This window comes from Arthrobacter sp. AOP29-A2-19, assembly GCF_058138025.1.
The window spans coordinates 1,649,820-1,675,210 of the sequence record NZ_CM176894.1 but is presented as its reverse complement, the minus strand read 5'-3'; the positions used below and the strand labels follow the sequence as shown (position 1 = coordinate 1,675,210).

General features: G+C 69.1%; 19 protein-coding genes. 13 read left to right on the top strand and 6 right to left on the bottom strand.

The annotated features are described in order from the left end of the window. Positions 1–2: 2 nt before the first annotated feature. Genes AC3ZJJ_RS07730 through rsmD form a run of 3 tightly spaced genes read left to right on the top strand, consistent with a single transcriptional unit; the run spans position 3 to position 3,812 of the window. Positions 3–965 carry a DAK2 domain-containing protein gene (locus AC3ZJJ_RS07730; protein ID WP_489895140.1) on the top strand — a complete coding sequence of 321 codons (963 nt, stop codon included), beginning with the start codon at positions 3–5 and terminating at the stop codon, positions 963–965. Then, a complete protein-coding gene (locus tag AC3ZJJ_RS07725) occupies positions 955–3,222 on the top strand; it encodes an ATP-dependent DNA helicase RecG (RefSeq protein WP_489895138.1) in 2,268 nt (755 codons plus the stop codon). Before AC3ZJJ_RS07730 ends, AC3ZJJ_RS07725 begins: the two co-directional genes overlap by 11 nt. Positions 3,223–3,227: 5 nt before the next feature. Further along, positions 3,228–3,812, top strand: coding sequence for a 16S rRNA (guanine(966)-N(2))-methyltransferase RsmD (gene rsmD, locus AC3ZJJ_RS07720; RefSeq protein WP_489895135.1), 585 nt, complete (start codon positions 3,228–3,230; stop codon positions 3,810–3,812). Here the strand turns inward: rsmD and AC3ZJJ_RS07715 are convergent. Continuing rightward, positions 3,774–4,553 carry a spermidine synthase gene (locus AC3ZJJ_RS07715; RefSeq protein WP_489895133.1) on the bottom strand — a complete coding sequence of 260 codons (780 nt, stop codon included), beginning with the start codon at positions 4,551–4,553 and terminating at the stop codon, positions 3,774–3,776. The two genes, rsmD and AC3ZJJ_RS07715, sit on opposite strands and share 39 nt — an antisense overlap. Continuing rightward, the gene (locus tag AC3ZJJ_RS07710) at positions 4,550–5,806 is read right to left on the bottom strand and encodes an aminotransferase class I/II-fold pyridoxal phosphate-dependent enzyme (RefSeq protein ID WP_489895131.1); all 1,257 of its coding nucleotides are present in this window, start codon (positions 5,804–5,806) and stop codon (positions 4,550–4,552) included. The genes AC3ZJJ_RS07715 and AC3ZJJ_RS07710 overlap by 4 nt, the downstream gene beginning before the upstream one ends. 75 nt (positions 5,807–5,881) lie before the next feature. Between AC3ZJJ_RS07710 and coaD the strand changes: the two genes are divergently transcribed. The 10 genes from coaD to AC3ZJJ_RS07660 all read left to right on the top strand — a co-directional run bounded on the left by coaD (position 5,882) and on the right by AC3ZJJ_RS07660 (position 15,617). After that, entirely contained in the window at positions 5,882–6,355 is a 474-nt protein-coding gene (coaD, locus tag AC3ZJJ_RS07705; RefSeq protein WP_489895129.1) for a pantetheine-phosphate adenylyltransferase, read from the top strand. Positions 6,356–6,406: 51 nt separating this feature from the next. Next, positions 6,407–7,303: a UTP--glucose-1-phosphate uridylyltransferase GalU gene (gene galU / locus AC3ZJJ_RS07700; RefSeq protein ID WP_489895127.1), complete on the top strand. Its 897-nt coding sequence runs from the start codon at positions 6,407–6,409 to the stop codon at positions 7,301–7,303. 118 nt (positions 7,304–7,421) lie between these two features. After that, a complete protein-coding gene (locus AC3ZJJ_RS07695) occupies positions 7,422–8,492 on the top strand; it encodes an LCP family protein (RefSeq protein ID WP_489895125.1) in 1,071 nt (356 codons plus the stop codon). 112 nt (positions 8,493–8,604) lie between these two features. Continuing rightward, positions 8,605–9,453: an ABC transporter permease gene (locus AC3ZJJ_RS07690; RefSeq protein ID WP_489895123.1), complete on the top strand. Its 849-nt coding sequence runs from the start codon at positions 8,605–8,607 to the stop codon at positions 9,451–9,453. After that, a complete protein-coding gene (locus AC3ZJJ_RS07685) occupies positions 9,437–10,285 on the top strand; it encodes an ABC transporter ATP-binding protein (RefSeq protein ID WP_489895121.1) in 849 nt (282 codons plus the stop codon). Before AC3ZJJ_RS07690 ends, AC3ZJJ_RS07685 begins: the two co-directional genes overlap by 17 nt. Next, on the top strand, positions 10,282–11,346 hold the full coding sequence (locus AC3ZJJ_RS07680) for a glycosyltransferase family 2 protein (protein ID WP_489895119.1): 1,065 nt from the start codon (positions 10,282–10,284) through the stop codon (positions 11,344–11,346). The genes AC3ZJJ_RS07685 and AC3ZJJ_RS07680 overlap by 4 nt, the downstream gene beginning before the upstream one ends. Further along, entirely contained in the window at positions 11,343–12,170 is an 828-nt protein-coding gene (locus tag AC3ZJJ_RS07675; protein ID WP_489895117.1) for a CDP-alcohol phosphatidyltransferase family protein, read from the top strand. The genes AC3ZJJ_RS07680 and AC3ZJJ_RS07675 overlap by 4 nt, the downstream gene beginning before the upstream one ends. Before the next feature lie 8 nt (positions 12,171–12,178). Beyond that, complete coding sequence (locus AC3ZJJ_RS07670; RefSeq protein WP_489895115.1) at positions 12,179–13,078, top strand: glycosyltransferase family 2 protein; 900 nt, start codon at positions 12,179–12,181, stop codon at positions 13,076–13,078. Between the two features lie 107 nt (positions 13,079–13,185). Further along, a complete protein-coding gene (locus tag AC3ZJJ_RS07665) occupies positions 13,186–13,647 on the top strand; it encodes an adenylyltransferase/cytidyltransferase family protein (protein ID WP_489895113.1) in 462 nt (153 codons plus the stop codon). Continuing rightward, positions 13,647–15,617: a glycosyltransferase gene (locus AC3ZJJ_RS07660; protein ID WP_489895111.1), complete on the top strand. Its 1,971-nt coding sequence runs from the start codon at positions 13,647–13,649 to the stop codon at positions 15,615–15,617. Before AC3ZJJ_RS07665 ends, AC3ZJJ_RS07660 begins: the two co-directional genes overlap by 1 nt. Here AC3ZJJ_RS07660 and AC3ZJJ_RS07655 read toward each other — a convergent pair. The 4 genes from AC3ZJJ_RS07655 to AC3ZJJ_RS07640 all read right to left on the bottom strand — a co-directional run bounded on the left by AC3ZJJ_RS07655 (position 15,586) and on the right by AC3ZJJ_RS07640 (position 25,264). Beyond that, on the bottom strand, positions 15,586–19,128 hold the full coding sequence (locus AC3ZJJ_RS07655) for a CDP-glycerol glycerophosphotransferase family protein (RefSeq protein WP_489895109.1): 3,543 nt from the start codon (positions 19,126–19,128) through the stop codon (positions 15,586–15,588). The genes AC3ZJJ_RS07660 and AC3ZJJ_RS07655 overlap by 32 nt on opposite strands. 41 nt (positions 19,129–19,169) lie before the next feature. Continuing rightward, positions 19,170–21,824: a glycosyltransferase family protein gene (locus tag AC3ZJJ_RS07650; protein ID WP_489895107.1), complete on the bottom strand. Its 2,655-nt coding sequence runs from the start codon at positions 21,822–21,824 to the stop codon at positions 19,170–19,172. Between the two features lie 78 nt (positions 21,825–21,902). After that, on the bottom strand, positions 21,903–23,936 hold the full coding sequence (locus AC3ZJJ_RS07645) for an acyltransferase family protein (protein WP_489895105.1): 2,034 nt from the start codon (positions 23,934–23,936) through the stop codon (positions 21,903–21,905). Between the two features lie 104 nt (positions 23,937–24,040). Then, positions 24,041–25,264, bottom strand: coding sequence for a CDP-glycerol--glycerophosphate glycerophosphotransferase (locus tag AC3ZJJ_RS07640; RefSeq protein WP_489895103.1), 1,224 nt, complete (start codon positions 25,262–25,264; stop codon positions 24,041–24,043). Positions 25,265–25,391 lie beyond the last annotated feature (127 nt).

The following is a 25,391-nucleotide window of genomic DNA, read 5'->3' as shown; positions in this document are numbered from 1 at the left end:
GAATGTCGGTCAAGATCAGCACGGGAACGCCTGCGGTGGCCCTCTGGCTTGAGGGCACGGTCCGGAGCCTCGGCAACCACAGCGACCGCCTCAACGCCATCAACATCTTCCCGGTCGCCGACGGCGACACGGGAAGCAACCTCTACGTCACGGCCCGCATCGCCCACGACGCCGTGTCCGTGTTCGACACGGACGACATCGGTGCGCTGCTGGGATCGGCCGGACGGGCGGGCATGGAATCAGCCCGCGGCAACTCCGGCACGCTGCTGGCCGTCTTCCTCCTCGGGTTTTCCGAGCCCATGGTGGGCCACACCCGGCTGACCGGCCGGCTGATCGCCGCCGGCCTCGAGCGCGGCCGGGTCCGCGCCTGGTCCGCCCTGAGCGATCCCGTGCCGGGCACCATGCTCTCCGTCATCAAGGCCGCCGCCGACGCCGCCACCGGCGCGGTTCGCTCCTCGGCGGCCGACGAGTCCAGCCGCGCGGCGGTCGTCGAGGTGCTCGACGCCATCGACGCCGCGGTCCTCGGCGCGGTCGTGAGCACAGAGGAGCAGCTCGGCCCGCTGCGCTCCGCGCACGTGGTGGACGCCGGCGCGGTCGGCATGATGGTGGTCCTGGACCAGCTGCGCGCGGCCGTGGTGGGGATCCAGGTCGACGAGTCGCGCTACGGGCCGCTGCACGGCTACGGCATCCAGGACCCGCACATCCACCAACAGCGGCCGGCGGACATCGGCGTCGAGGTCATGTGCACCATCGAGCTCGGCGCCCTCGAGGCCGCCACCCTGCGCGCCAAGCTGGACGCGATAGGCGACTCGGTCATCATGAGCGCGGTCAACGAGCGCGGCGAGAACTACCGGTGGCGGGTACACGTGCACGTCGACAACGCCGAGCTGGCCCTGTCGGCGCTCCGGCTGGCGGGCGAACCCGTGAACGTCAGCGTGACGGACCTGTGCACGCATGACGGTTGACGCCACGTCGTTCGGGCCCGCGACACCGCTGCGTTCGGCCATAGGGGCGAAGTCCGCGACCGCCGTCGAGAAGGCTTTCGGCTACGGCACGTGCGGAGAGCTGCTCCGGCACTTCCCGCGCAGGTACCTGGAGGTGGGGGAGCTGACCCCCATCGCCACGCTGCCCGTCGGGGAGGACGTCACCATCGTCGCCGAAGTCGATTCGGTCTCGCAGCGGCGCATGCAGTCGCGCAAGGGAATGCTGGTCGAGGTGGTCGTCCGCGACGCTCTCGGTCCCGAGCAGAGCATGCTGCGCATGACGTTCTTCAACGGCTACCAGGCCGCGAAGGACCTCAAGGCCAAGACGGTTGCCATGTTCAGCGGGAAAGTGGTCCTCTACCGGAAACACCTGGAACTGACGAACCCCGAGTACTCGCTGCTGGACGACGCCGAACAGGCCGAACCACGGCCCATTCCCGTCTACCCGAGCAGCGCCAAGCTCGCCAACCACAAGATCCGGGCCGCCGTCGAGACGGTGCTCGCCGGCGTCACGGAGTCGTCCTTCGAGGATCCGGTGCCGGATCCGATCCGACGACGCAGGCGGCTCGCTCCCGTCGCGACCGCCCTGGAGGCCATCCACCGGCCCCGGGACGTGGCCGAGGCCTACCGCGCCAGGCACCGGTTCCGCTACGACGAGGCGCTGCTCCTGCAGTTGGCGATCGCGCAGAGGAAGCAACACCGCCGCGGCCAGGCGGCCGTGGCCCGCCCCGGATCCCCGGCCGGGCTGCTGTCGCGGTTCGATGCCGCGCTGCCGTTCACCCTGACCGACGGGCAGATCCTGACCGGGAAAGAGATAGCCGCCGACCTCGCGGGCGGCAGTCCCATGAACCGGCTGCTCCAGGGCGAGGTCGGATCCGGCAAGACGCTCGTGGCCCTGCGCGCGATGCTGCAGGTCGTGGACTCGGGCGGGCAGGCGGCACTCCTGGCTCCCACGGAGGTGCTGGCCCAACAGCACTACCAGTCGATCCGCAGGTCGCTTGGCGCCCTGGCGGAGGCCGGCATGCTGGGCGGCGACGCCGAGGGCACGCGCGTGGACCTGCTGACGGGATCCATGGGCACGGCGGCGCGCAAGAACACCCTGTTGCGGCTGGCGTCCGGGGAGACCGGCATCATCGTGGGCACGCATGCCCTCCTGTCCGAGAACGTCTTCTTCGCCGAATTGGGCCTCGTTGTGGTCGACGAGCAGCACCGGTTCGGCGTCGAGCAGCGGGACACGCTGCGCTCCAAGGCGGGAACCACACCGCACATGCTGGTCATGACCGCCACGCCCATCCCGCGGACCGTCGCCATGACTGTTTTCGGCGACCTGGAGGTCAGCGTCCTCCACGGCCTCCCCGCGGGCCGTGCGCCGATATCGACGCACGTTGTCCCGCTCTCCGACCGCAAGTTCCGGGAGCGGATGTTCGCCCTGATGGGCGAAGAGGTCCGCAAGGGCCACCAGGTGTACGTCGTGTGCCCGCGCATCACCGAGACCCAGCCGGAGGACGACGACGGCGCGCGGTCCGGTGCGGCGGACGGTGACGACGGCTCGGCCGGGCGGGCGTCGCTGGACCACGGCGACGGCGACAGCGCCGCGCGAAGCGGGCCGCCCTCCGCCAAGCCGGCGGCCATGACCGTGGAGAAAATGCACGCCATGCTCGAGTCCCTGCCCGAGCTGCGGGGACTCCGCGTGGGCATGCTCCACGGGCGCATGCCCTCGGAGGAGAAGGCCGCCGCGATGGAGGCATTCGAGGCGGGCGCCATCGGCATCCTCGTGTCCACCACGGTGATCGAGGTGGGCGTCGACGTTGCCAATGCCACGCTGATGGCGATCGTCGACGCCGACGCCTTCGGGATCTCACAGCTGCACCAGCTGCGCGGCCGGGTGGGGCGTGGCGGGCACCCGGGCACCTGCCTCTTGGCCACGTGGCTGGAGCCGGACCACCCCTCGGCGGCCCGGCTCAAGGCCGTCCAGTCCACGACCGACGGTTTCGCCCTGGCGGAGGCCGACCTCCTGGAGCGGCGCGAGGGAGACATCCTCGGGGCGAGCCAGTCGGGCAGGAAGTCCAAGCTGAAGCTCCTGCGGGTCATCCAGGACGCCGAGACCATCGCCCAGGCACGCGAGGACGCGGAGTCGATTGTCGCCGGGCCGGGAGGGCTCTCCGCCCACCGGGGCCTCGAACGGGACGTCGCCGACTGGGTCGACGAGGACATGCAGGCATTTTTGGAGAGGGGCTGATCCGCATGGGGCGCATCATTGCCGGCGTCGCCGGTGGACTGGGGCTCAAGTCGGTGGCCGGTGACGCGACACGGCCCACCACGGACCGCGTGAAGGAGGCGCTCTTTTCCCGCTTGTCCTCCTACGGCGTGCTCGACGGCGGGCGTGTGCTTGATCTCTTCGCGGGCTCGGGAGCCCTCGGCGTCGAGGCGGCCAGTCGCGGGGCCCGCGCGGTGGTGCTGGTTGAGCAGGCCCCGAAGGCGGTGGCCGTGTGCCAGGCCAACGCCGCCCTCGTGAACAAGAAGCTTGGCCGCGAGGCCGTCGCCGTCCGCAGGGGCTCCGTCGATTCGTTTCTCGACGCGGAGACCACGACCGGTCGCGGGTGGGACCTGGTGATGATGGATCCCCCGTACCCGCTGACCGAGGACGGCCTGGCCGCGACGCTCGGGCGGCTGGTGCCTCTCCTGTTGGACGGCGCCGTGGTTGTCGTGGAGCGGTCCTCCCGCTCTCCCGAACCCGGATGGCCCGCGGGGGTCCGCCGGTTCGCCGAGAAGAAGTACGGCGAGACGGTCCTATGGTTTGCGGAACCCGTCGAGGGCGGTGCCGGCTAGCACCGTTCCGGGGTGTGGCCCGGACAGGCGGAGGGCCTCGAGTCTGTCCGCGCCCCACGGCGCGTCGGTGCCCATCAGGATCATGTTCCCGGGATAACGGCCGCTGAATAGCTCGGAGGGTGCGCTCGCGGACACAAAGCCGAAGACGGCTTCCATGGCGGACAACTGCGATCTGGCGAAGCGCAGCGGCGGATCGTCCCCGACGTTCACCAGCGCCGCGCCGCCCTCCCGCAGGTGCTCCGAGAGCTCCGTGTAGAAGCCGGCGTCCGTCAGGTGCGCAGGGGCGTCCCACCCGGTGAAGATGTCCAGCACGATCGCGTCGAAGCGACGCCCGGAGAGCTGGTCGGAGAGCACCTGGCGCGCATCCGCGCAGATCGCCTCGAATGTCGTTCCCGCCTCCAGCGGGAGGACCTCCAGCACAAAGGACATCAGCTCGCGCTCCGAATCGACGCCGACCTGCGCGCTGCCCGGCCGGGTCGCCGCGACATAGCGCGCAAGCGTCAGAGCACCGGCGCCCAGGTGGAGGACCTCGAGTGGGCGGCCCGCGGGCGCGAGGAGATCCATGTGGTTGGCGAGACGGCGCAGGTACTCGTAGAAGATCTCCTCAGGCCGCCTGGCGTTCACGTGGGACTGTTCGGCCCCGCCGATGGACAGCACCCACGCACCGGGAATCCACGCGTCCGGAGCCAGGACGGCGTGTTCGCCGATCCCGGACAACCACCTGCGCCTCTCGCTGCTCACGGTGTGCCGGCGGAGGGGAGGCGGCCCAAGGCTCCGCCCGGAGGCGGAGCCCCGAGGAGCGACCCCAGGCGGGACAGCCGCTCGACCGCCTCCTCCAGCACCTCGGCCCGCTTGCAGAAGGCGAAACGAAGCAGGGAGCGCGTGCGCCGCGCGCCCTCTTCGTGGCAGAAGGCGGACACCGGGATGCCGGCGACGCCAACCAGCCCGGGCAGCCTGCGCGCCAGCGTGGCGGCGTCGTCGAAGCCGATGGGTCCGACGTCGGCAATAACGAAGTAGGTGCCGGCGGGGCGGTACACGGTCATGCCCGTCCCTTCCAGTCCGGCGGCCAGCAGGTCCCGCTTGGAACGCAGCGCGTCGGCCAACGGGGCGAACGCGGATGCCGGCTGTGCGAGTGCCTCGGCGACCGCGGGCTGGAACGCCGGTCCCGAACTGTAGCTGAGGAACTGCTTGACCGTCCGGAGCGCCGCCACCAGCGGCGCGGGTCCGGTGGTCCAGCCAACCTTCCACCCGGTGTAGGAGAAGGTCTTTCCGGCGGAGGAAATGGTCAGGGTCCGGTCCCAGGCGCCGGGCAGCGTCGCCACGGGAACATGCTCCACGCCGAAGGTGAGGTGCTCGTAGACCTCGTCGGAGACGATGATGCAGTCGTGCCGGACGGCAAGCTCCACAATCTGGCCGAGCACCTCCGCCCCGAAGACCGCCCCGGTGGGATTGTGGGGAGTGTTGAGGATGATCATGCGGGTCCGGTCCGTGACCGCCGCGGCCAGGTCGCCGGCGTCGGGCTGGAAGTCGGGCGCCCCGAGGGGCACCGTGCGGTGGACGCCGCCGGCCAGCGCGATCGTCGCACCGTAGGAGTCGTAGAAGGGCTCGAAGGTCAGCACCTCGTCGCCGGGCCCGACAAACGCGAGCACGGCGGCGGCGATGGACTCCGTGGCGCCCGTGGAGACCACCACCTCGGTGTCGGGATCGGGGGACAGGCCGTAGAACGCCCGCTGGTGGGCCGCGATCGCCTGCCGCAATTCCGGGATCCCGCCGCCCGGGGCGTACTGGTTCCTGCCCGCGAGGACGGAGGCGCTGGCCGATTCGGCCATCCACCGCGGGCCCTCCTCGTCGGGGAAACCCTGGCCGAGGTTGATGGCGCCCGCGCGCGCGGCCAGGCCGGTGATCTCCTCGAAAATGGTCACGGCCAGGCGCCCGTCGGCGCCCAGCAGGTTGGCGCCCGCGGCGGCGCGTTGCCAGGGAAAGGTGTGGGACATGCTGCCAGTATCGCAAGGCGCGCCGCCGTGCGGCCACTCGGGTCCGGCGCCTGGACGAGTTGGTAGATTGGGGGCATGCGCCGCGCCGTCTGCCCCGGGTCCTACGACCCGATCCACAAGGGCCACATCGAGATCATTGCCCGTGCCAGCAGCCTGTTCGACGAAGTGGTGGTCGCCGTGTCGACCAACTACTCGAAGAAGTACCGGTTCGCCGAGGAGGAACGCCTGGCGATGGTGCGCGAGACGGTGACGGGCCTGCGCGGCATCAGCGTAGAGCCCATGGGCGCCGGACTGCTGGCGGACTTCTGTAGGGACATGGGCGCCGATGCGATCGTCAAGGGGCTCCGCTCCATGACCGACTACCAATACGAGGTCCCGATGGCCGCCATGAACCGCCACCTGGCCGGAGTCGAAACCGTGTTCCTGACGGCCGACAACAGGTACACGCACCTGTCCTCGAGCCTCCTGAAGGAGGTCCAGGCGCTCGGTGGCGACGTCGACGAATACCTGCCGCGCGCCGTCCTGAACCGGTTCCGCGCCGGCAACTGACGGCCTCCGTGCTTTGGGGGAACGCGCGGCCAGTCAAGTAAAGTCGAATCCATGAACCTTGCGAAGCGCGTCACAAAAGCCGTCATTCCGGCCGCGGGCCTGGGCACCCGGTTCCTTCCCGCGACGAAGGCCATGCCCAAGGAGATGTTGCCGGTCGTGGACGAACCGGCCATCCAGTACGTGGTGGCCGAGGCCGCAAAGGCCGGGCTGAGCGACGTCCTGATGGTCACCGGACGCAGCAAGCGCGCGCTGGAGGACCACTTCGACCGTGTCCCGAGCTTGGAGGCGATGCTGGAGGCGAAGGGGGACTTCGACAAGCTCCGCCGGATCCAGGAGGCGACCGCCCTGGGAGACATCCATTACATCCGGCAGGGTGATCCGAAGGGACTTGGCCACGCCGTGCTGTGCGCTCGCCACCACGTGGGGAACGAACCCTTCGCCGTCCTGCTCGGCGACGACCTCATCGACGAGCGCGACGAACTGCTCTCGACCATGATCGATGTCCAGGCCAAGACCGGCGGATCCGTCATCGCCCTGATGGAGGTTGAGCCGGAGAAGATCAGCGCCTACGGCTGCGCCGACGTCACGGAGGTCCAAGGCGAAGACCACGTGCGGGTCAACGGGCTCGTGGAGAAGCCATCTGTCGACGAGGCGCCCTCCAACCTCGCGATCATCGGGCGGTACGTGCTGCACCCGTCCGTGTTCGATGTGCTCGAAAACACCGAGCCGGGCCGCGGTGGCGAGATCCAACTCACCGACGCGCTCCAGGAACTCGCCGCCTCGACCGCCGAGGGCGGGGGAGTCCACGCCGTGGTGTTCCGCGGCCGGCGCTACGACACCGGCGACAAACTGAGCTACATCAAGGCCGTTGTCAGCCTCGCCTGCGACCGCGAAGACCTCGGCCCGGACCTCAAGCCGTGGCTCAAGGCGTTCGTCGAGACGCTGTGACGCCGCGCCGCACAGCGGTTTCTCAGGCTGATCGCATAGCCTGAGTCTCAGCGATTGTCCTCAATCGCCCCATCTTTCCCGTCCGGCCCAGCACGGACACGCACACCGTGGAGCCTGATTGACTGACAGCAAGACCCCGCCCAGCTATACGCCGCGCCGACTCGCGCGCGGTCGGCACCCCCGTGTGCGCGCGGTTCTGATCGCCGTCGTCGGACTGGTGGTCGTCGCCACGCTGGTGGCGGGGGGATATCTGGTCAACCTCGCCCAGACCTTCAATTCGAAGACCCAGGACATCGCCTCCGCGTTCCCGGACGATGCGTTGCGTCCGATCAAGGACCCGGCCGACGGCTCCATGAATGTCCTCCTCATGGGGGCCGATTTTGGCGGCGCCAACCAGATTCCGGAGAGCATGCTGGCGGGCGGGGCCACGGGCCAGCGCTCGGACACGATGATGCTGGTCCACATCCCCGGCGACCGGTCCGGCATCTACGTGATGTCGATCATGCGCGATACGTGGACCGAAATCCCGGGACAGGGCGAGCACAAGATCAACGCGGCCATGGCCTTCGGCGGCGTGCCCCTGGTGGTGCAGACCGTGGAGGGCCTCTTCGAGACCAAGATCGACCACGTGGCGATGATCGACTTCCAGGGTTTCCGCGACCTGACGACCGCGCTGGGCGGGGTCGAGGTCCAGAACGACATCGCCTTCACCGCCGACGACACCGACTACTTCTATCCCGAGGGCGACGTTGTCCTCGAGGGGGACCGGGCGTTGCGTTTTGTGCGCGAGCGAAAGTCCTTCGTCGACGGCGACTACCAGCGCGTGCGCAACCAGCAGAAGTTCATGATGGCGATTCTGGAGAAGTTCCTCACCGCGGAGACGCTCACCAACCCGGGCACCGTCTACCAGGTCATCGACAAGGTCTCGCCGTACCTTTCCCTCGACGATTCCCTGGACGCCGCTGCGGCGGCGGGCATCGCGCTCCAGCTCAAGGACGTGCGCACGGACGACGTGCACCTGTTCACGCTGCCCAACGCCGGCGGCGGAACGTCCGCGGACGGGCAGTCCATCATCCTGAAGGACGAAGAGGCCATCGCCGCCGTCGGGCAGGCGCTGCGCTCGGACGCGCTGGGCCCGTACCTCGAGACGGTCGACACCGCCGAGGACGCCACGGCCTCGAACCCCTGATCCCCGGGAGGCCCCGTCCGCGGGGCGGCGGGGACGATCCAGTAGACTCGAGTCGGCCATTGCCTCTTGGCGGAACGGCCCTCGAGCGCGAGACGAACAGGAATATCCACGCATGACAGTTGTAGACACCGGCGAGGGCCACGGCCTGCACAGGGTGGGCGCAAGGCCACCGCTGCCGGAGTACCTGCGGCAGGCGTGGGGCCGGCGGGACTTCGCCTACGAGCTCGCGAAGAGCCGGATCCAGGCGGGCAACGAGCGCAACCGGCTCGGAATGCTGTGGATCGTGATCAAGCCCACCCTGAACGCCCTGCTCTACGGCGCGATCTTCGGTGTCCTGCAGGGCGACAGCAAGCCCCCGGGCTTCCCCATGTTCGTTGTCATCGGAGTCTTCCTCTTCGAATTCTTCAGCTCTTCCATGACCAGCGGGGCCAAGTCGATCACCGGGAACTCCGCGCTGGTCCAGTCGCTGTCCTTCCCGCGGATCACCCTGCCGCTCTCCATCGTGCTGCAGCAGTTGCTCACGCTGGTCCCCATGCTGGGCGTGATGTTCGTCTACTGCCTGGTTCTCGGCGCCGTCCCCATGTGGAGCTGGCTCCTGATCGTGCCGCTGGTCGCGCTTTTCACGATGTTCAACACCGGGGTGGCGCTCGTCTGCGCCCGCCTGACCGTCCACGTGCGGGACCTGACCCAGATCCTCCCGCTGGTCAACCGCGTGTTGTTCTACACGTCCGGCGTCCTGTTCAGCGTCGACCGGATCCTGGGGCACTTCCCCGTTCTGGTCACCCTCTTTGATTTCCATCCACTCCACGAAGTGCTGTCGATCGCCCGCGGCAGCATTATGCAGGGCAACGACTTCCCGCCCATCTACTGGCTGTATCTGAGCGTCTGGTCGCTGGTCGTCCTGGTTGCCGGGGTGTTGTTCTTCTGGGCGGCTGAGGAGCGTTATGGCCGAATCGACTAGCTACGACGAAGTATCACGGGCCGGCGGGAACGCCGACGCGCCCGAGGCCGTGTCCGTTCCGGCCTCGGGACCGGAAGCGGCCGAGGCCCTTGCGGACGGGCGGCGCCCCGTCGTCGTCGTCGAGAACCTCCACGTGCGGTACAAGGTGTACTCGAGCGGGAAATCCGCGGGCGGCGCAAGCGGCCGCAAGCTCTTCACCAAGACGCGGGGACTGCGCGAAGTGCACGCGGTCAAGGGTGTCTCCTTCACCGCCTACGCGAACGAGTCGATCGGCGTCATCGGCTCCAACGGTTCCGGCAAATCGACACTGATGCGCAGCATCGTGGGGCTGACGCCGCCATCGGAGGGCGCCGTGTACGCGTCCTCCCGGCCAAACCTGCTGGGCGTCGGCGCGGCGCTGATCCCCGACCTCTCGGGCGACAAGAACATCACCTTGGGGGGCCTGGCCCTCGGGTACACGCGTAAGGAGGTCGAGCAGATGCGGGAGGAGATCGTCGCCTTCGCCGAGCTCGAGGACTTCATCGACCTCCCCATGCGCACCTACTCCTCCGGCATGCAGGCCCGGCTGAAGTTCGCCATCGCCGCGTCCAAGGAGCACGAGATCCTCATCGTCGACGAGGCGCTGGCCGTCGGCGACGCCCGTTTCCGCAAGCGGAGCGAGGCCAAGATCCGAGAGATCCGGGAAAACGCCGGAACGGTGTTCCTCGTGTCCCACTCCATGAAGTCGATCCGCGACACCTGCAGCCGGGTCATCTGGCTCAACAAGGGTGTGCTCGAGGCCGACGGGTCGCCCGAGGACATCATCAAGGCCTACGAGGCCTCGAAGAAGTGACGACGACGCCCCCCGGCCACACCACGCCCGGAGTCTCCTACATCATGCCGGTCCTCAACGAGGAGGGCTACGTCCGCGAGGCCGTCGCGTCGGTCCTCGCCCAGGACTACGCAGGCGAGAAGGAAATCGTGCTGGCCCTCGGTCCCAGCCAGGACGCGACGACGCGCATCGTCGAGGAGATGCACGCGGCGGATCCGCGCGTCCGCCTTGTGCACAATCCAGCGGGCAAGACGCCGATCGGGCTGAACCTCGCCATCCGCGCCACGCGCCATCCCGTGGTGGTGCGGGTGGACGCGCACAGCAAGCTGGCGCCCGGATACACGCGGCGCGGCATCCAGACGCTGTTTCGCAGCGGGGCCGCCGATGTGGGCGGACTGATGGACGCCCAAGGCAAGACGCCCATGCAGCGCGCCGTCGCCGCGGCCTACCATTCGCCGTTCGGACTCGGCGGCGCGGCCTACCACTCCGGGGCACCGGAAGGCCCGGCCGAGTCCGCCTACCTCGGCATCTTCCGGCGGGAGGTGTTCGACGCCGTCGGACTCTACGACGAGTCCCTGTGGAGGGCCCAGGACTGGGAGTTGTGCCTGCGCATCCGCAGGTCAGGCCGCACCGTGTGGTTCGATCCCGAGCTGAGCACGGTCTACTATCCGCGTGAAAAGCTTGCCGACGTGGCGCGGCAGTCGTTCGCCTCGGGCGTTTGGCGTGGAGAGATCGCGCGCCGCCACCCAGAGGGCAAGTCGCGGCGACACGACGTTCCGCCCGTGGCCCTCCTGGGTGTCGGGCTCGGCCTGGGCTCGCTCGCCGCGCTCCCGGTGGCCCGGGCGGCAGGGGCCCCCGCTCCGGTTCGCGCCCTGCTGGGACTGCTGGCGGGCGTTCCGGCCGTGTACGCCGCGGGCGTCGCCTACGCGGCAGCCACCGTCAAGACGAACGCCTCGGCAACGGACCGCTCGCTGATGGGGGCCGTCCTGCCGACGATCCACTTCTCGTGGGCCCTGGGCTATCTCCGCGGCCGCGTGGTCGGCGCCGGCGTCACGGAAGACCGCGGGCGGTCCCAGGCATGAGCGCGCCAGCCGATCGTCCCGTCCGCCCGACCCTCGACGAGTTGCGGGCCGTCTGCCAGCCGCCCGAGGTGCGAGCGCGGCGCAACGCCGAACACTGGACCGCCGAGCTGTACCTGCGACACATATCCATCTACCTGACGGCCGTCCTGATCCGCACGCGGATCAGCGCGAACGGGGTGACGGGCCTGATGATCCTGGCCGGCTGGCTGATGTCCGCCGCCCTGCTTGTGCCCGGGATCTGGGGACCGCTCCTCGCGGTCGTCCTCTCGCAGGTCCAGCTCTACTTCGACTGCAGCGACGGCGAGGTGGCGCGCTGGCGCGGCACCCAGAGTCCGCGCGGCATCTTCATCGACATGGTGGGACACCACACGACCGAAGCGTTTCTGCCGATCGCCCTGGGCCTGCGCGTCGCCATGGAACTCGCCGGGGGAGCGGCCTTCGGCGCCGAATCCTGGGCGATCCTGTTCGTCGGCGCGGCCGTCGCGGTGCTTCTGGTGCTCAACAGGTCCCAGAGCCTCATGGTCCATGCGGCCCGGGGGATGGCCGGCCTCGGCAAGCTGCCGGACACCGAGGACTCGCGCAGCGTGCCGCGCCAGAGCCTGGTGGGCAAACTGCGGCGGCTCGCGAGGTTCCTGCCGTTCCACCGCCTGCTCCACGCCGTCGAGCTCAGCCTGGTCTTCCTGGCCGCGGCCGTCGTCTCGGCACTCCTGGGGCAGTCGGCCCTCGCCGAGCGCTGGGTCCTGTGGATCCTCCTGCCCGCCACGATGTTCGTGAACGCCGGGCACTTCCTCGCAACCATGGCGTCCTCGCGCCTGACGCGTTGAGGCCCGCGATGGACGCGCGCGCGGACGCGGCGGCCCGGCCGCGGATCGGCGTGGTGGTGCTCACCATGGGCAACCGGCCGGTGGAACTTGGCCGCGCCCTGGATTCGCTCATGCGGCAGGAGGGTGTGGACCTGGACGTCGCAGTCGTCGGCAACGGCTGGAACCCCACCCGGATCCCCGAGGGATGCAAGGCGGTCCACTTGGAGGAGAACCTCGGCATTCCGGCAGGACGGAACGCCGGCGTCGCACACGTCGGCGGCGAGTACCTGCTTTTCCTGGACGACGACTCCTGGCTCCTGGACACCGACTTCCTCTCCGAGGCGGTGCGGCGCTTCGAGCGGCACACGGACATGGGCCTGCTCCAGCCGAGGATCGTGGACCCGGAGTCGGCCCAGACCCCGCGCCGCTGGATCCCGCGGCTGCGCAAGCGCACCGGCGACGTCCCCAGCAATGTCTTCCACGTGGGCGAGACCTGCCTGCTGATGCCGCGGGTGATTTTCGATGCCACGGGCGGTTGGGCCGGCGGGTTCTGGTACGCACACGAGGGAATCGAACTCGCCTGGCGGATCTGGGACACCGGGCACCGGGTCTGGTACGCCGGGGATCTGCGCGTGGGACACCCCGTCGTGGATCCGCGGCGCCATGCCGAGTTCTACCGCCTCAACGCCCGCAACCGGGTATGGCTGGCCCGCAGGAACCTCCGCTGGCCGTTCGTGTGGATCTATCCGCTGACGTGGGCCTTGATCGAGGGACTGCGCTTGCGGCGCGACCCCGATGCGCTGCGCCAATACTTGGGAGGCTGGCGCTCCGGTTGGCGGACGACGCCCTGGCACAGCGTTCGGCGCCGCAAGCTGGCGTGGAGGACGCATCTGCGCATGGCGATGGCCGGGCGACCGCCCGTCATCTAGCGGCGCGGGCCCCGGGCCGGGCGCGGGGCGCCCGCTCCAAGTATCCGCCGGACGGAGTGGACTAGAGTTGATGCAACCCTGGCCAGCCACGCGATGCGGAGTCACGAATGACGAGAACAGTCCTTACCTACGGGACTTTTGACCTTTTCCACATTGGGCACCTGAATGTGCTCAAGAGGCTCCACGGCCTCGGCGACAGGCTGATCGTCGGCGTCTCGACCGACGAATTCAACGCCGTCAAGGGCAAGAAGCCCGTTGTTCCGTTCGAGCAGCGCATCGAGATCGTCCGCTCCATCAAGTACGTCGACGAGGCCATCCCGGAGGAGAACTGGGAACAGAAGCGCCTGGACATCGAGAAGTACAACGTGGACGTCTTTGGCATCGGAGACGACTGGCGGGGAAAGTTCGACGACCTCGAAGACAAGGTCGAGGTGGTCTACCTGCCGCGGACCTCGGGCATCTCCACCACGGAAATGAAAAGGATCCTCAGCGCCTTCGACGAGCGCCACGTCGATGAGCTCAAGCGCACGCTGGACAGTATCAGCCAGATCGTCAAGGAACTCAGCTGATGGGCGCCAACCCCGTTTCCCGCATCGCCGCGAAGGTGCGCGATCGCCTCGTCCAGACCCAGCTCCAGCCGCAGACCCGGTCCGCCGCGCCCGCCGGCCCGTCCGGAAGCGTGGCCCCCAGCGGAACCCCTGCCCGGGCGCAGCCATTCGCACCCGGCGAGGTGTCCTCGGTGCTTCCCGAGCGCGACTACTTCATGGCGGTCTTCACGGTCGGAGACACGTTCGGCGGCATGACGGCCATGTGCCTCAAGCGCGCGGAGCTGTATTCGCGGCACGGACGCAGGTCCACCGTGCTGACCTTCGACGCCTATCCGGACTACCCGGCGCGCGCGGAACGCCTGCGCGCCAAGGGCCTGCTGGCCCCCGGCATCGAACTCCGCAACATCTATCAGGCGCTGTCCGAGTCAGAGCTGCCCACAGGCGCCCAGCCCGCCGACACCAGCGCGGACGAGGTACTGGGCGCGGGCGCATCGGAGCTCCAGGAGCACCGGTCCGACGGCACGCTGTTCCGCCGCGTCTTCACGGCCGCCGGGGACTCGGAGAAGGAGCTCCTCAAGCTTTACCTGCGGCCGGACGGGTCGGTCTTCGTCGTAGACCGCGTCGTCGACAACGGGGGGCGTCGGGTGGTGCAGCTCGTCGCCCGGGACGGGAGCCTGAGCCAGTCCTTCAGCGGGCCGGGCCCGTTCTACCGGTGGTGGCTTGACCGCATCGTGGAGGGGCGGCCCTCAGCCGTGATGGTGGACAGCGCGTTCGCCTCGCGGTTCATCGCGCCTTGGAAGCAGGGCGAGCACCTCAAGGTCGCGCTGGTGCACGTGAACCACGTCAAGGAGGGGTCCAGCCCCATGACGGGGACGGTCGGTGCCGTGCGCAAGGCCACATTCGACAGCGCCGCGGACTGGGACGCCGTGGTGTTCCTGACGGAGCGCCAGAAGAGCGATTTCGAGCGCCGTTTCGGCACACGCAGCAACATCTATCGTGTACCAAACCCGCGGGAACGCGTCGAGGCGCTTCCAGCGTTTGAGGACCGCGACCCGCTCCGTGGTGTTTCCGTCACACGGTTGGAGAAGGTCAAGAACGTCGACCAGACCATCGCCATCATGAAGATTGTCCGCGAGCGCGTGCCCGGCGCCTACGTGGACGTCTACGGGACCGGCAGCCAGGAGGCCGAGTTGCGTCGCCTCGCGGAGCGCGAGGGCATGGCGGACGCCGTGCGCTTCCACGGGCACGTTACCGACGCCGCCGAACAGTTCCGCACGGCCGCCTTCTGCGTTTTCCCGAGCCACTACGAGGGGCTTCCCTTGGCCATGATGGAAAGTCTTGGCAGAGGGTGCCCAGTGGTGTCCTACGACATCGACTACGGACCGTCGGACTTGCTGGAGGACGGTTTCAACGGCTACCTGGTTCCGGTGGGGGACGCTCGCGCGGCGGCGGACCGCATTGTGGGCCTCATCTCGGAACCGGAACTGGCCGCCGGCATGTCGCGGAAGGCGTGGGAGCGCGCCGCCTCCTTCGGTGAGGACGCTGTTGTTGAACGCTGGGCGCGAGTACTCAACGAGGCCCTGCTGCGCAGGGCCGCCACCGTCAAGGTCTCGAAAAGCTCCTTGGACACCGCGGCGGTGCGCACGGGGAGGGACTCGGAAGTGCACGTCGAGGGGCGCTTGGTCCTGAAGGCGGAGACGGGGAAGGCCGCGGCGGCGGCCCCGGGGATCGATCTGGTGCTTCGGTCGCGCAAAACGGGCGAGGCCGTCGCCCGGAGCACCGCCGACGCGCGCCCCGAAAAGGGCGGCGCATACACGGTGTCTGGCGAGGTCTTTCCTCCGGACTCCGCGCTGGACGACGACATCCTGGACGTGTCGGTCGAGTGGAGCTGGGAGAACGCCGCGGGAAGCCAGCGCGTCGCGGCGCCGCAGGGGAACGCCTGGTTCCCCTACGCCACCGTCAACGGGAACGTGAGCCTAAAGCACCACTGATACGGCCGAGCCATCCGCGGAGCCGGCCCCCCGCCGTGGGGGCCGGCTCGTGGGCGAGGACGATCTCGACGGCGCGTTCCGTCGCATGCCCGTCGTCGTGCGGATTGTAGGTGCGGACAAACTCGTCGAGCCGATCCTCGTCCGCGACACCTTCCCTCAAGCCGGACTCGACTGCATCCAGGAACCCCTCCTGTGTGGTCTCGATCCGCCCCGGTGCCGTCGCCTCGTAGTCCAGGTAGAAACCGCGCAGGGACTCGCTGTAGCGCTCCAGGTCGTAGGCGAAAAAGACCATTGGGCGCCGGAGCAGGCTGTAGTCGAAGAAGACCGACGAGTAGTCGGTCACGAGCAGGTCCGAGGCGAGGTAGAGCTCTTGGATGTCCGGGTAGGACGATGCGTCCACCACGTGCTCGCGCAGTTCCTCCGGGATGTCGATTTTTCCCGCCACAAGCACGTGCATGCGCAGGATCAGCACCACGTCGTCGCCGAGCCGGTCGTGGAACTCCGCGAGCGAGAAGGGCAGCTCGAACGAGAACCGGCCGCCGCCGACGGACTGGTCGTCGCGGAAAGTCGGGGCGTAGAGCACGGTCTTGGCGGACGCGGCGATGCCGAGCTCCGAGCGCACGCGGGCCGCCGTCTCCTCGCGGTCCGGACCCATCAGGACGTCGTTGCGCGGGTATCCGACCTCGAGGGCCGGGCCGTCGTACGCGTAGGAGCTGCGTATGACGCGCGTCGCGTAGGGGCTGGGGGAGAGCAGCACGCTCCACTGGGCCGCGGCGGTGGTGACCCGGTCCAGGTAGCCGGCATCGCGGCCGTGGATCTCCTCCACGTCGCTCGCCATCTTCTTCAGTGGCGTTCCATGCCATGTCTGGAGGTAGACCCGTTGCCGTCCGCGGGTGATGTAGTACGGCAGGTTCTGGTTGCTCACCCAGTACTTCGCCCGGCCCAGGTACCAGAAGTAGCTGGGCGAATAGGGCTTCACGACCCGGCTGTTCTCGTCGGGCAAAAACACGCGCCCCCGGTACGACCAGACGCGCAGCCGCGGGTCGTTGCGCCGCACCAGCTCGTCGTAGATGGCCCGCGGGCTGTCGTTCATCTGGCGCGCCAGGCCACTTTCGAAGAAGACGATGCCCGGATCCGGCGGCAGCAGCGACAGCAGCTTGTAGAACCTGCGCATCACGGGATGGTAGAAGCGGCTCTTGCGGAAGACCTTGACGCCCGTCGTGCGAAGCTCCTTGGTCACCACGGCCTGTCCCGGCACCAGCGGCCGGCCGGCCGGTTCGACGGCCTCGAAAATGCGTTCGGCATTGTGCGTGTCGCGGTGGGCGATGAACTTGTCGGCGCGCTCCACGAACTCCGCCTCCATGGCCAGCCCGCGGGCGCAGGCGGCCGCGAGTTCCGCCACCAGTTCGGGTCCGCTGGCGGACGCCGGGCCCGGCAGTTCGGACTCCATGTCCATGTGCGGCCGGGTGCGCGAGAACATCCGTGCGCGGTCGAACTGGTAGAAGAGGACGGGTTTGTGCAGGAAGGAGAAGTCCCACGCGACGCTCGAGTAGTCGGTGACCAGCACCGCGCTCTCCTTGATGAGGTGCTGGACGTCCACCTCGCCCTGCAGCACGATCCGCGCCGGGACGTCGGCAAAGTGCTCCAGATACGGCTGCATGTTGGGATGCAGGCTGAGGACAACGTCCAGGTTGTTCTCCTCGACCACGGCCCGGAAGGCCGGATCTCGCAGGAGTCCGTGCCACGCGGCGAAGTACTCGGACTCCAGGAACTGGCTGGTGGTGTGCATCCAATCGCGCCAGGTGGGCATGATCAGAACCTGGTTGGGGCGTGCCGGAGTCTTCCCGTCGAGGAGCGTGTCGAAGCGGGCCAGGCCGGTGACCACCACGGACTGCGGGTCGTAGCCGAGGTCGTGCACGATGAACTGCTTCTCGCGTTCGGAGCTGACCACAAACAGGTCCGTCCGGAACGAGGGCACGTCCTTGCCGTAGGTCTGGGCCATCCACTTCATGGCGATCACACCGTGCTGCAGGAACACGTGGCGGGCGCGGACCAGCTGCGCGAAGGCCCGGGAGCGGCTGGGATACAGGTACTCCGGATGGTGCGAGCCCACTATGCGCTCGGCCCGCAGCGTGAGGTCGATGTGCTCCGGGGACCGGTAGTCCACAACGTGGTCCAGACCGTCAAGGTTCCGGGCCTCCGGCGCCGTCCGGTCGATGACGTAGTAGGCGTCGATTTCCGGGTGGTTCTGGCGCAAGTGGCGGAAGAACGCCAGGCCGGTGTCCTGGGCGCGGTCCGGCTGCTCGCCGACAATCCAGATGCGGCGCCCGTGCCCGGGCGCGTAGCTGACCGCGGGACGGCGCAGCGCGCCTCGCAGGAGGTCGTAGGCGTCCGTCGAGAAGCGCTCGATGCGGAAGGACGTGTTCTTGGCCTTCATCGTGTAGTAGGGCACCACCAGCAGCGATTGCTCGGGTCCGCGGACGCCGTCCGTGTTGGACAGCTGACGTTCCAGGAACGGCGTGCGGCCGATCCGCGCCCAGTGCCTGTCCTCGGCGTCCACAGCCGCGGACACCAGCCAGGCGTCGAGGATCTGGTCCGCCGGCAGGTCGGCGGTTAGGAGCTTGCCGAAGTCGAACGTGGTCGAGAACTCGTAGCGGCCGTGCCCGAAGTGTTCCGACCGCCACGCGTCGTCTTCGACGAGGCGAACGGGGGAGGCCCAGGAGCCGTCCGAGCCACGCGCCGTCAGGACGAGCTCCGTCGACGACACGCGGGTGTGCCGGGTGCGGACCTCCCCGCGCAGTTCCAGGATGCCCTGCCGGACCCTCAGCCGCGAGACGATCACGCGCTGGTAGGGATCCACCGAGGCATTGAGCCGCAGGCCGAGCACACCGCGCCGATTGGGATAGGGAGTGAGCGAGCCCTGCCCGGCACGGACCTCGCGGAGTCCCTCCAACCGCGTGTGACGGTACCGGCCGAAGGTCACGCGATAGCTGACCCGCTCGTCCGACGTCGGGTCATGATCCGCGCCGTCGTCGAACCGCGCGCCTCCCATCACCGCCGTTCCGGGCGAGGAGACCTGGAGGTACAAGGTCGAACGGTTGTCCCACGAACCGTCCAGCACACATTCGTCCCACGTCCTGGCCGTCGAGTCCGCGTCGTCCACGGGAGCGGTCTGCGGCAACGGAGCGGGAAGCCCCTTGACGGCCGCCGCGACACGCTCGTGGACGCTCGCCAGGTTCAGCGTGATCTCACACCGGACCGTCTGGCGCCCATCGGGCCCAACAGGGGCCGTGGGCAGGGTGCGCACCGACGTCTCCAACTCGACCCACTGGTCGCCACCGAAGGAGAGCCAGAGTCCCTCCGCCGCGATTCCCGCTGCGAGTGTGACCGTTGCCGTGAGGCTGTCACCGACCTGCCGGACCTCGAGGGCGCGGCGCGGCGAGCGGTCTGCCGTGGTGCGGAGCCGGCGTGGCACCAGCCGGCGGGGAAGGGGAATCGAGGCGGGGTTCATGACTCGCTTTCAGTCGGTGGTGGCGGCGCCGGGGGTAACTGCTAGGCGGAAGGGGACGGCACGTACAGCTCGGACCACGGCTTGGCGCCCTGCCTCCAATTGAAGACCTTGGCCCCCGGGACCAGCTCGTTGGCCGGCGAATAGTTGTACGTCGCGTCCAGCTCGGCCCAGCCGGATCCAACGACCGTTGCCGCCGCCTCGCGGTAGTTCATGCCGTACTCCGCCACCAGCGCCGCCATGCGGCCCACGATGTTGTCCCGGCGCGCGCCCTCGAGGTCCACGACCATGACGTTGGCGTCCAACGGGGTGAAGTCGAAGTCCACGGACTGCGTGCCCTCGAAGTTGAGCCGCAGCGCGCGCTCGTGGTCTTGCTTCTGGCGGTTTGCGACGCGGCGGATCATGTCGAATCCGCTGCCGCGCCCGTTGCGCCGTTCGGCGCGTGCCGCGACGACGGCGCCGTCAGGCAACTGCCGGGCAAGGTCCGCGATGTCGCCGTCGAACTCCGAGGCGGCGGGCAGGAAGACGGCGCGACGGGACGAGGAGGACAGCAGAGGCGCCACAGAGACTGCGACGTCGTGCCGGTGCGACCGGGCATGCGGTCCGGTGAGGCCAGCCTCCGCCAGAGTCTTGCCGTGCAGGAACGCAACCGGGGAACCGCCCGCCGCCTTGGTCGCCGCGGACCTCTGTCCGGCGCTCGGCGCGTCGGCGACGATCGTCCACCGCAACGGGGAGGACGACTTGCCGGCGACCGAGGCGATCATCGTCGGAAGGTGGTCCTCGTCGCCGCGTCGGCAATCGACCACAACGTCGATGCTGTCGGCACCGGCCGAGGAGAATCCGTCGTCCAGGCCCGCCGTCAGGGCGGCCACCAAGGAATCGACCGTCTCGGGCGCCAGGACGGGAAGTTCCGCATCGGCCTCCAACCGGTCGGCGGCCGCCGCGACGTCGGGGGCGCACAACTCGCGCCAGTGCGCATAGACCTCGTCCTGCGGGGCGCCGGACGCGATCAGCGTCAGCATGGCCTGCAGCTTGTCCAGGATGCCCTGACGCATGGAATCGAAGGCTTCGTCCGGAAGGTCGTACAGCCCGCCGAAGCGATTGTCGGACGGGTTCTTGGGCAGGAAGGTGACCTTGCTGCCCACGGAACGGGCGGGCAGATAGCAGTGCAGGCGGGAGGTCACAACGTCGTTGTACTTGAGGTTGTAGGTGTCTACCCAGGCACGCGCCTGACGGAGGTTCTCCACGAGGCTCATGTCGCGGACGCCCTGAACCTCCTGCTCCCGCGAGTCGCCGGGACCGGTCACCGGCGCGTCGACGAAAAGCCTTGCGTTCCGCGTGTCCTCGCCGGTGCGGCGGAAGACCGTGTCGACGGTGGTTGTGAGGCACCCCGAGAAGAACGCCGGGATGCCGGCGGCTGTGAGGAGAGCCACGGTCTGCCAGTCGCGGCAGCCGATCGGCGCGTAGCGCCGGAGGTAGTCGATGGCCTCGGGGGTCAGCATCTCCGGGTAGCGGATGAAAACGGAGAGCGGGATGGGGCGCAGATTGGGGTTGAAGGGGAGGTTGTAGCCCAGGCCGAACGCGTCGTGCATGTACCACCCGAAGAGGATCGCCCAGGTGGGCTCGGGCAGGTCCTGCAGCGTGTTGGCGTCGCGGTGCAGTTCAAAGAGGTTGATGGTCGCCGACGGGCCGTCGACCCGGCGTTCGGGCTTGACGGTTGAGCGCAGTTCCCTGGCGAAGCCGACCAGCTCGGGCTCGCCCACGAACTCGAAGCCGTCCTGCCGCGCCAGGTGGCCCAGTGACGCGATGGTCTGGATGTAGTCGCCGATGTTGCGCGTGGCGTTGTCCGGCTGCTGGTAGCTGATCACGCCGAAGTTGACTGCGCCCGGCGTCGTCTGCGGGGCCAGCGTGCGCGAGCCGCCGGGCAGCCACGATTCAAGCCGCGCGAACTCCTTGCGGTAGTAGGGGAACCCGGCCTTGCCGATGCGTTCGGTGCCGGCATCCATCAGTTCGCGGGCCGACGACAGTTGGCCGAAGCGGGCGGCCTTCTGCGCGGTGCGCAGCAGCGCGCGGGTGTTCCAGGCGTGGTGGTTTCCCGCGTCGAGGTCGCGGCGGAGGTACGACTCGGCCTCCGGGCCGAGTGTCTCGTAGGCCGCGGCGTAGAACTCCTGCGCCGCTCCGGCGACCTCGGGTTCCCCGGCGAGCGGCTCGAATGCGGCCCACGCGCTGGCGGAGGTTCCGGTCTTGAGGAAGCACATTCCCAACACGGCGCGGCCCAAACGCTCCGTGTCGCGGTGGCGGTTCAGCGAGTGCCCGAAGGCCAGGGCCCGGGCAACCTGGCCCGACTTGAACAGGTCGCGCGCCACCTCGGTGAACGCCTCCGCCGGGCTGTGCCCCTCGGCGATCAGTTGGACGGCGCGCGCCTGCACACGGGCGAGCTCCGCGACGTCGGCGACCTCCGCCGGACGGGAATCCGGGGATCCGGTGACAGTGCGGGCCACGGTCTTCCAACCGCCGTCCGTTCCCCCCGCCGGGACTCCGCCGGAGCGGGCCGGCACCGTCTTGGCGGGAACCGGCTGGCTGCCCGCGGCACGTTGGACCAGCGGCAGCGCCGCGCGGGCCACCCTGCGCGCCGACTTCTTGACGACGGCGGAGGCGGACTGGAGACGGGGGTGTTCCGCCGAAGAGGAGGGGGACATTGATTCTTCCTTGGTTGGGGCAACGACGGCCAGTCTAACGGAGCGACGTCTTGGTGGGCGGGCGCCCGGGTGCGCCGCCTAGCGCGGCAAAGACTCCCTGACAACGCGCTCCAGCACCGGCGACATGGACGCCGAGTAGGTCTCGGTGAGGTGCGACTCGTCGAAGTAGACGATGGCCGCGCCAACAACGGAACGGCAGCGGGAGGGTTCGCAGATGTACTCGTTGAGTGTGGCGCGCTCGACCCCGGCCACGTCGCCCGCCGCGTCGAAGAGCGGGTCTTCGGGAATCCAGGTGTCCGCGGCGCCGGAGCACGCGTCGGGGTCGTCCTCGTTCTGCGCCAGGCATTCCGGGACGTCCTCGAGCGTCGCCCCCGGGAACGGGGTGTCGTGCAGGACAAGCAGGTTCGTTTTGGCCGACGCCCAGCGCTCCAGGTATGAGCGGTACCCGTCGAACCATGCCTGGTAGGAGTCGTCGGCGGAATGGCCCTCGGCGGGCAGCACGTTGCGCTGGGTCGTGATCACCAGGTCGTACGCGTCGCCCGACGTCGCCTTCAGGACGTCCTGTCCCCAGCGGTGGCAGTTGTCCGCCGTCTCCGCGCCGCCGTACTGCAACCGCGTCTCGGTGGCGTTGCACGTCGACGCAAGGTAGGTGGTGATCCGCAGGTTGTTCTCCCCGGCCATCTTCATCAGCGGCGCGAGCCACTGCCCGGCGTGCGAGTTGCCCACGAGCGCGACGTCGACGTCGCCGTCGCCGTAGGTGCACGTCTTGAGCTCGTAGGGACTCTTGACCAGGCAGCCGTCGTCGTAGAGTACCGGCTTGTCCTCGCTTGCCGTCGCCGGGGAAACCGCCGCGGCGGCGCCGAGCATGTCCGCGCACTCGGCGGGCGACGCCAAGGACATGGCGCCGAAGCAGTCGCCCGATTCGATGGCGTCCAGCTGGGCCTGCTGACGGTCCTCGGACACGCGGGTCTCCACGATCTGGCCGGCCCCGAGCACGCCGACGAGGGCCATCCCCGCCGCGGCCGTCAACAGGGCGCGCCGGGTGGGCCGCAGGCCGCGCGGGCGGCGGAAGCGGTCCTCGATGAACCGCTTCGACAGGGCGGCCAGGGCGAGCGTCAGCGCCAGGATCACCAGATTGGTGGCGAGGGTTCTGTGCCCCTGAAGCTCTTCCGCGAAGACGATGAGCGGCCAGTGCCAGAGGTAGATCGCGTAGGAAACGCCGCCGGCCCATTGGATGGGCGCGACCCCCAGCACGCCGTCGGGTGTCGACGCGCCGGTCGCCTGCGACCAGATGACGAGGGCCGTCCCCAGCACGGGCAGGAGGGCGGCGAAGCCGGGATAGGGGAGCGACGAGGTGAGCAGGAGGCCGGCGGCGGCCACTGCGGCGATGCCTGCCCAGGCGGCCGCTCCCGAGACCCAACGTGGTATCGGCCGCTCGGCCAACGGCACCGTGCTCGCGACCAGACCGCCGACTGCCAGCTCCCAGATGCGCGTGTGCGTGACGAAATAGGCACTGGCCGGATCCGTGAACGAAAGCCAGGCGCCGACGCCGAAGCTGGCCGCGCACACCACCAGGATCAGCGGACGGATGGAGCTCCTCGTCCAGGTCCGCGCCGCGTGGAACGCCAGCAGGACGAGGATCGGCCAGAAGAGGTAGAACTGCTCCTCCAAGGAGAGGGACCAGAAGTGCTGAACCGGCGAGGCGGCTTCCTGGGCGGCGAGATAGTCGACCGAGTCGGCCGCGAACTTCCAGTTGACCCCGTAGAACGTCGCGGCGATGACGTCCGTTGCGGTGGTCCGCCATTGGGTCTCGGAACCGATCAGCCTCGAGGCCACCAGGACCGCCAGCAGGACGGTCAGGGAAGCCGGCAGCAGGCGCCGGGCACGCCGCGCCCAGAACGCCCCGAGATCGGCCAGGTTGCGTGGCGGACGCGAGATCAGGTGGGACGTGATCAGGTACCCGGAGATGACGAAGAAGACGTCGACACCGACAAACCCGCCCGGCAGGCGGTTCGGCCAGAGGTGGTAGATCACGACCAGGCCCACTGCGATGGCGCGCAGTCCCTCGATGTCGGCGCGGAAGTTCCGCGCCCGGGTTGTCCCTGGGCTCACACCATCTCCTGGGGAAGTTGATTTGGGGCGGCCCGGCGTCGTGCCCGGCATCCCGATTTGCGGCAGCGGACCTGCCAAGTACCAAACAAGTGTAGAGCCCCCGCCTACGAGGAGGCTGCGGCCCCGGCTTGCCCGTGCGCTCCCAGCAGGCCGGCGCTGGCCGCGATGAACCGAGTCAGGCCGGACGCCTCGGTGTCGCCGAAAACGTAGGACCTGTAGGCGTGTTGCCGCGCTCCGACGGGGTTGTTGGCCAAGGCAGCCAAATCGTCCGCCGCCGAGGCGGGCACGCCGCGGTCCCAGTGTGTCGCGGACTCGACCAGGCGTGGCGGCGCGCCTCCCGACCCGCTGCCGTGCCCTGCCACCGGGCGTGCCTCGCCGCCGCAAACGACGAGGGGCAGGTCCAGACCCACCGCGTCCACGGCCATCGCGGAGACGTCCGCCACAACGACGTCGGCTTCGCCAAGTGCCTCCCACGGATTCGGCGAGCGGTCGACCCGGTGTCCGTCCCCGGACGCCGCGTCTATGGATCGCGCGAGGGAGCGGTCCAGGGACGCGAAGTGCGCCTCGGCCGAGCCCGTTTTGGGGTGCGGGCGATAGATCAGGCGGAACCGCGGGTCCGCAAGAAGGGCGGCGACCAGAGCGCTGCCGTGCGAGGCGAGGGAGCTGTAGGCCATGTCCTTGCCGTCGCCCTCCCAGGTGGGTGCGTAGAGCACCGTCACTCGGTCGCCCTCGGGGCGCGTGCGCCGCACCTGATCCAGCTGCGGCCTGCCGATGGCCTTCAGATGCGAGGCGTCTAAGCGCGGGACGTTGTCCGTGATGCGGTCGACGGCGGCCTGGCCGGCCACAAAGGCGAAGTCGTAGGCCTTCAGTTGATTGGAGGCCATCGACGTCTTTTCGCTCTCGCCATGGCTCAGGTGGACGTGGGCCGGGCCGTTGATCCGAAGGGTGGTGAAGTTCGCCTGGTTGTTGTTCACGTAGAACAGCACCTGGACGCCGTGCCGACGCACGAATTCCTCGACGTCCGCGGATCCGGCCGCAAGCACAATCGGCAGCGCGGTCTCGCCGGCGGCGCGCAGGGCCGTCCGCGCGTCCCGCACAATGAGCGCCACCGGGGCCGCGTCCCTGGCCAGCGCCGCGAGTGGCGCCAACCATTGTCCGAGTTGGTAGTACCCCACTGGCGAATCGGCGAAATACAGCGCGAAGGGCGTCGAAGGCGCGGCCGGGGGGCGTTGGGCCAGCGCGGCGTGGGCGCGCCGCGCCGCCGCGAGCGATCCGATCCGGGCGGCGGCGCGGCGACCCGCGCGCCGGAGTTTCAAGACGATGGCCATGGATCCAGCCTATCCGCGTGGGGGATGGTGCCACGGCCGCGCGCACCCGGGGCGGGAGGCGGGTGCTTGCTAACATTGCTGGGGGGCCGGAGGGCCAGGGCCCCGACCCGTACTTCTGCTTGTTGCG

Bases quoted from the DNA above. Each gene is read 5' to 3' on its own strand.
- AC3ZJJ_RS07730 (WP_489895140.1), top strand. From the start codon at position 3: ATGTCGGTCAAGATCAGCACGGGAACGCCTGCGGTGGCCCTCTGGCTT.
- AC3ZJJ_RS07725 (WP_489895138.1), top strand. From the start codon at position 955: ATGACGGTTGACGCCACGTCGTTCGGGCCCGCGACACCGCTGCGTTCG.
- rsmD (WP_489895135.1), top strand. From the start codon at position 3,228: ATGGGGCGCATCATTGCCGGCGTCGCCGGTGGACTGGGGCTCAAGTCG.
- AC3ZJJ_RS07710 (WP_489895131.1), bottom strand. From the start codon at position 5,806: ATGTCCCACACCTTTCCCTGGCAACGCGCCGCCGCGGGCGCCAACCTG.
- coaD (WP_489895129.1), top strand. From the start codon at position 5,882: ATGCGCCGCGCCGTCTGCCCCGGGTCCTACGACCCGATCCACAAGGGC.
- galU (WP_489895127.1), top strand. From the start codon at position 6,407: ATGAACCTTGCGAAGCGCGTCACAAAAGCCGTCATTCCGGCCGCGGGC.
- AC3ZJJ_RS07690 (WP_489895123.1), top strand. From the start codon at position 8,605: ATGACAGTTGTAGACACCGGCGAGGGCCACGGCCTGCACAGGGTGGGC.
- AC3ZJJ_RS07685 (WP_489895121.1), top strand. From the start codon at position 9,437: ATGGCCGAATCGACTAGCTACGACGAAGTATCACGGGCCGGCGGGAAC.
- AC3ZJJ_RS07675 (WP_489895117.1), top strand. From the start codon at position 11,343: ATGAGCGCGCCAGCCGATCGTCCCGTCCGCCCGACCCTCGACGAGTTG.
- AC3ZJJ_RS07670 (WP_489895115.1), top strand. From the start codon at position 12,179: ATGGACGCGCGCGCGGACGCGGCGGCCCGGCCGCGGATCGGCGTGGTG.
- AC3ZJJ_RS07665 (WP_489895113.1), top strand. From the start codon at position 13,186: ATGACGAGAACAGTCCTTACCTACGGGACTTTTGACCTTTTCCACATT.
- AC3ZJJ_RS07660 (WP_489895111.1), top strand. From the start codon at position 13,647: ATGGGCGCCAACCCCGTTTCCCGCATCGCCGCGAAGGTGCGCGATCGC.
- AC3ZJJ_RS07655 (WP_489895109.1), bottom strand. From the start codon at position 19,128: ATGAACCCCGCCTCGATTCCCCTTCCCCGCCGGCTGGTGCCACGCCGG.
- AC3ZJJ_RS07650 (WP_489895107.1), bottom strand. From the start codon at position 21,824: ATGTCCCCCTCCTCTTCGGCGGAACACCCCCGTCTCCAGTCCGCCTCC.
- AC3ZJJ_RS07640 (WP_489895103.1), bottom strand. From the start codon at position 25,264: ATGGCCATCGTCTTGAAACTCCGGCGCGCGGGTCGCCGCGCCGCCGCC.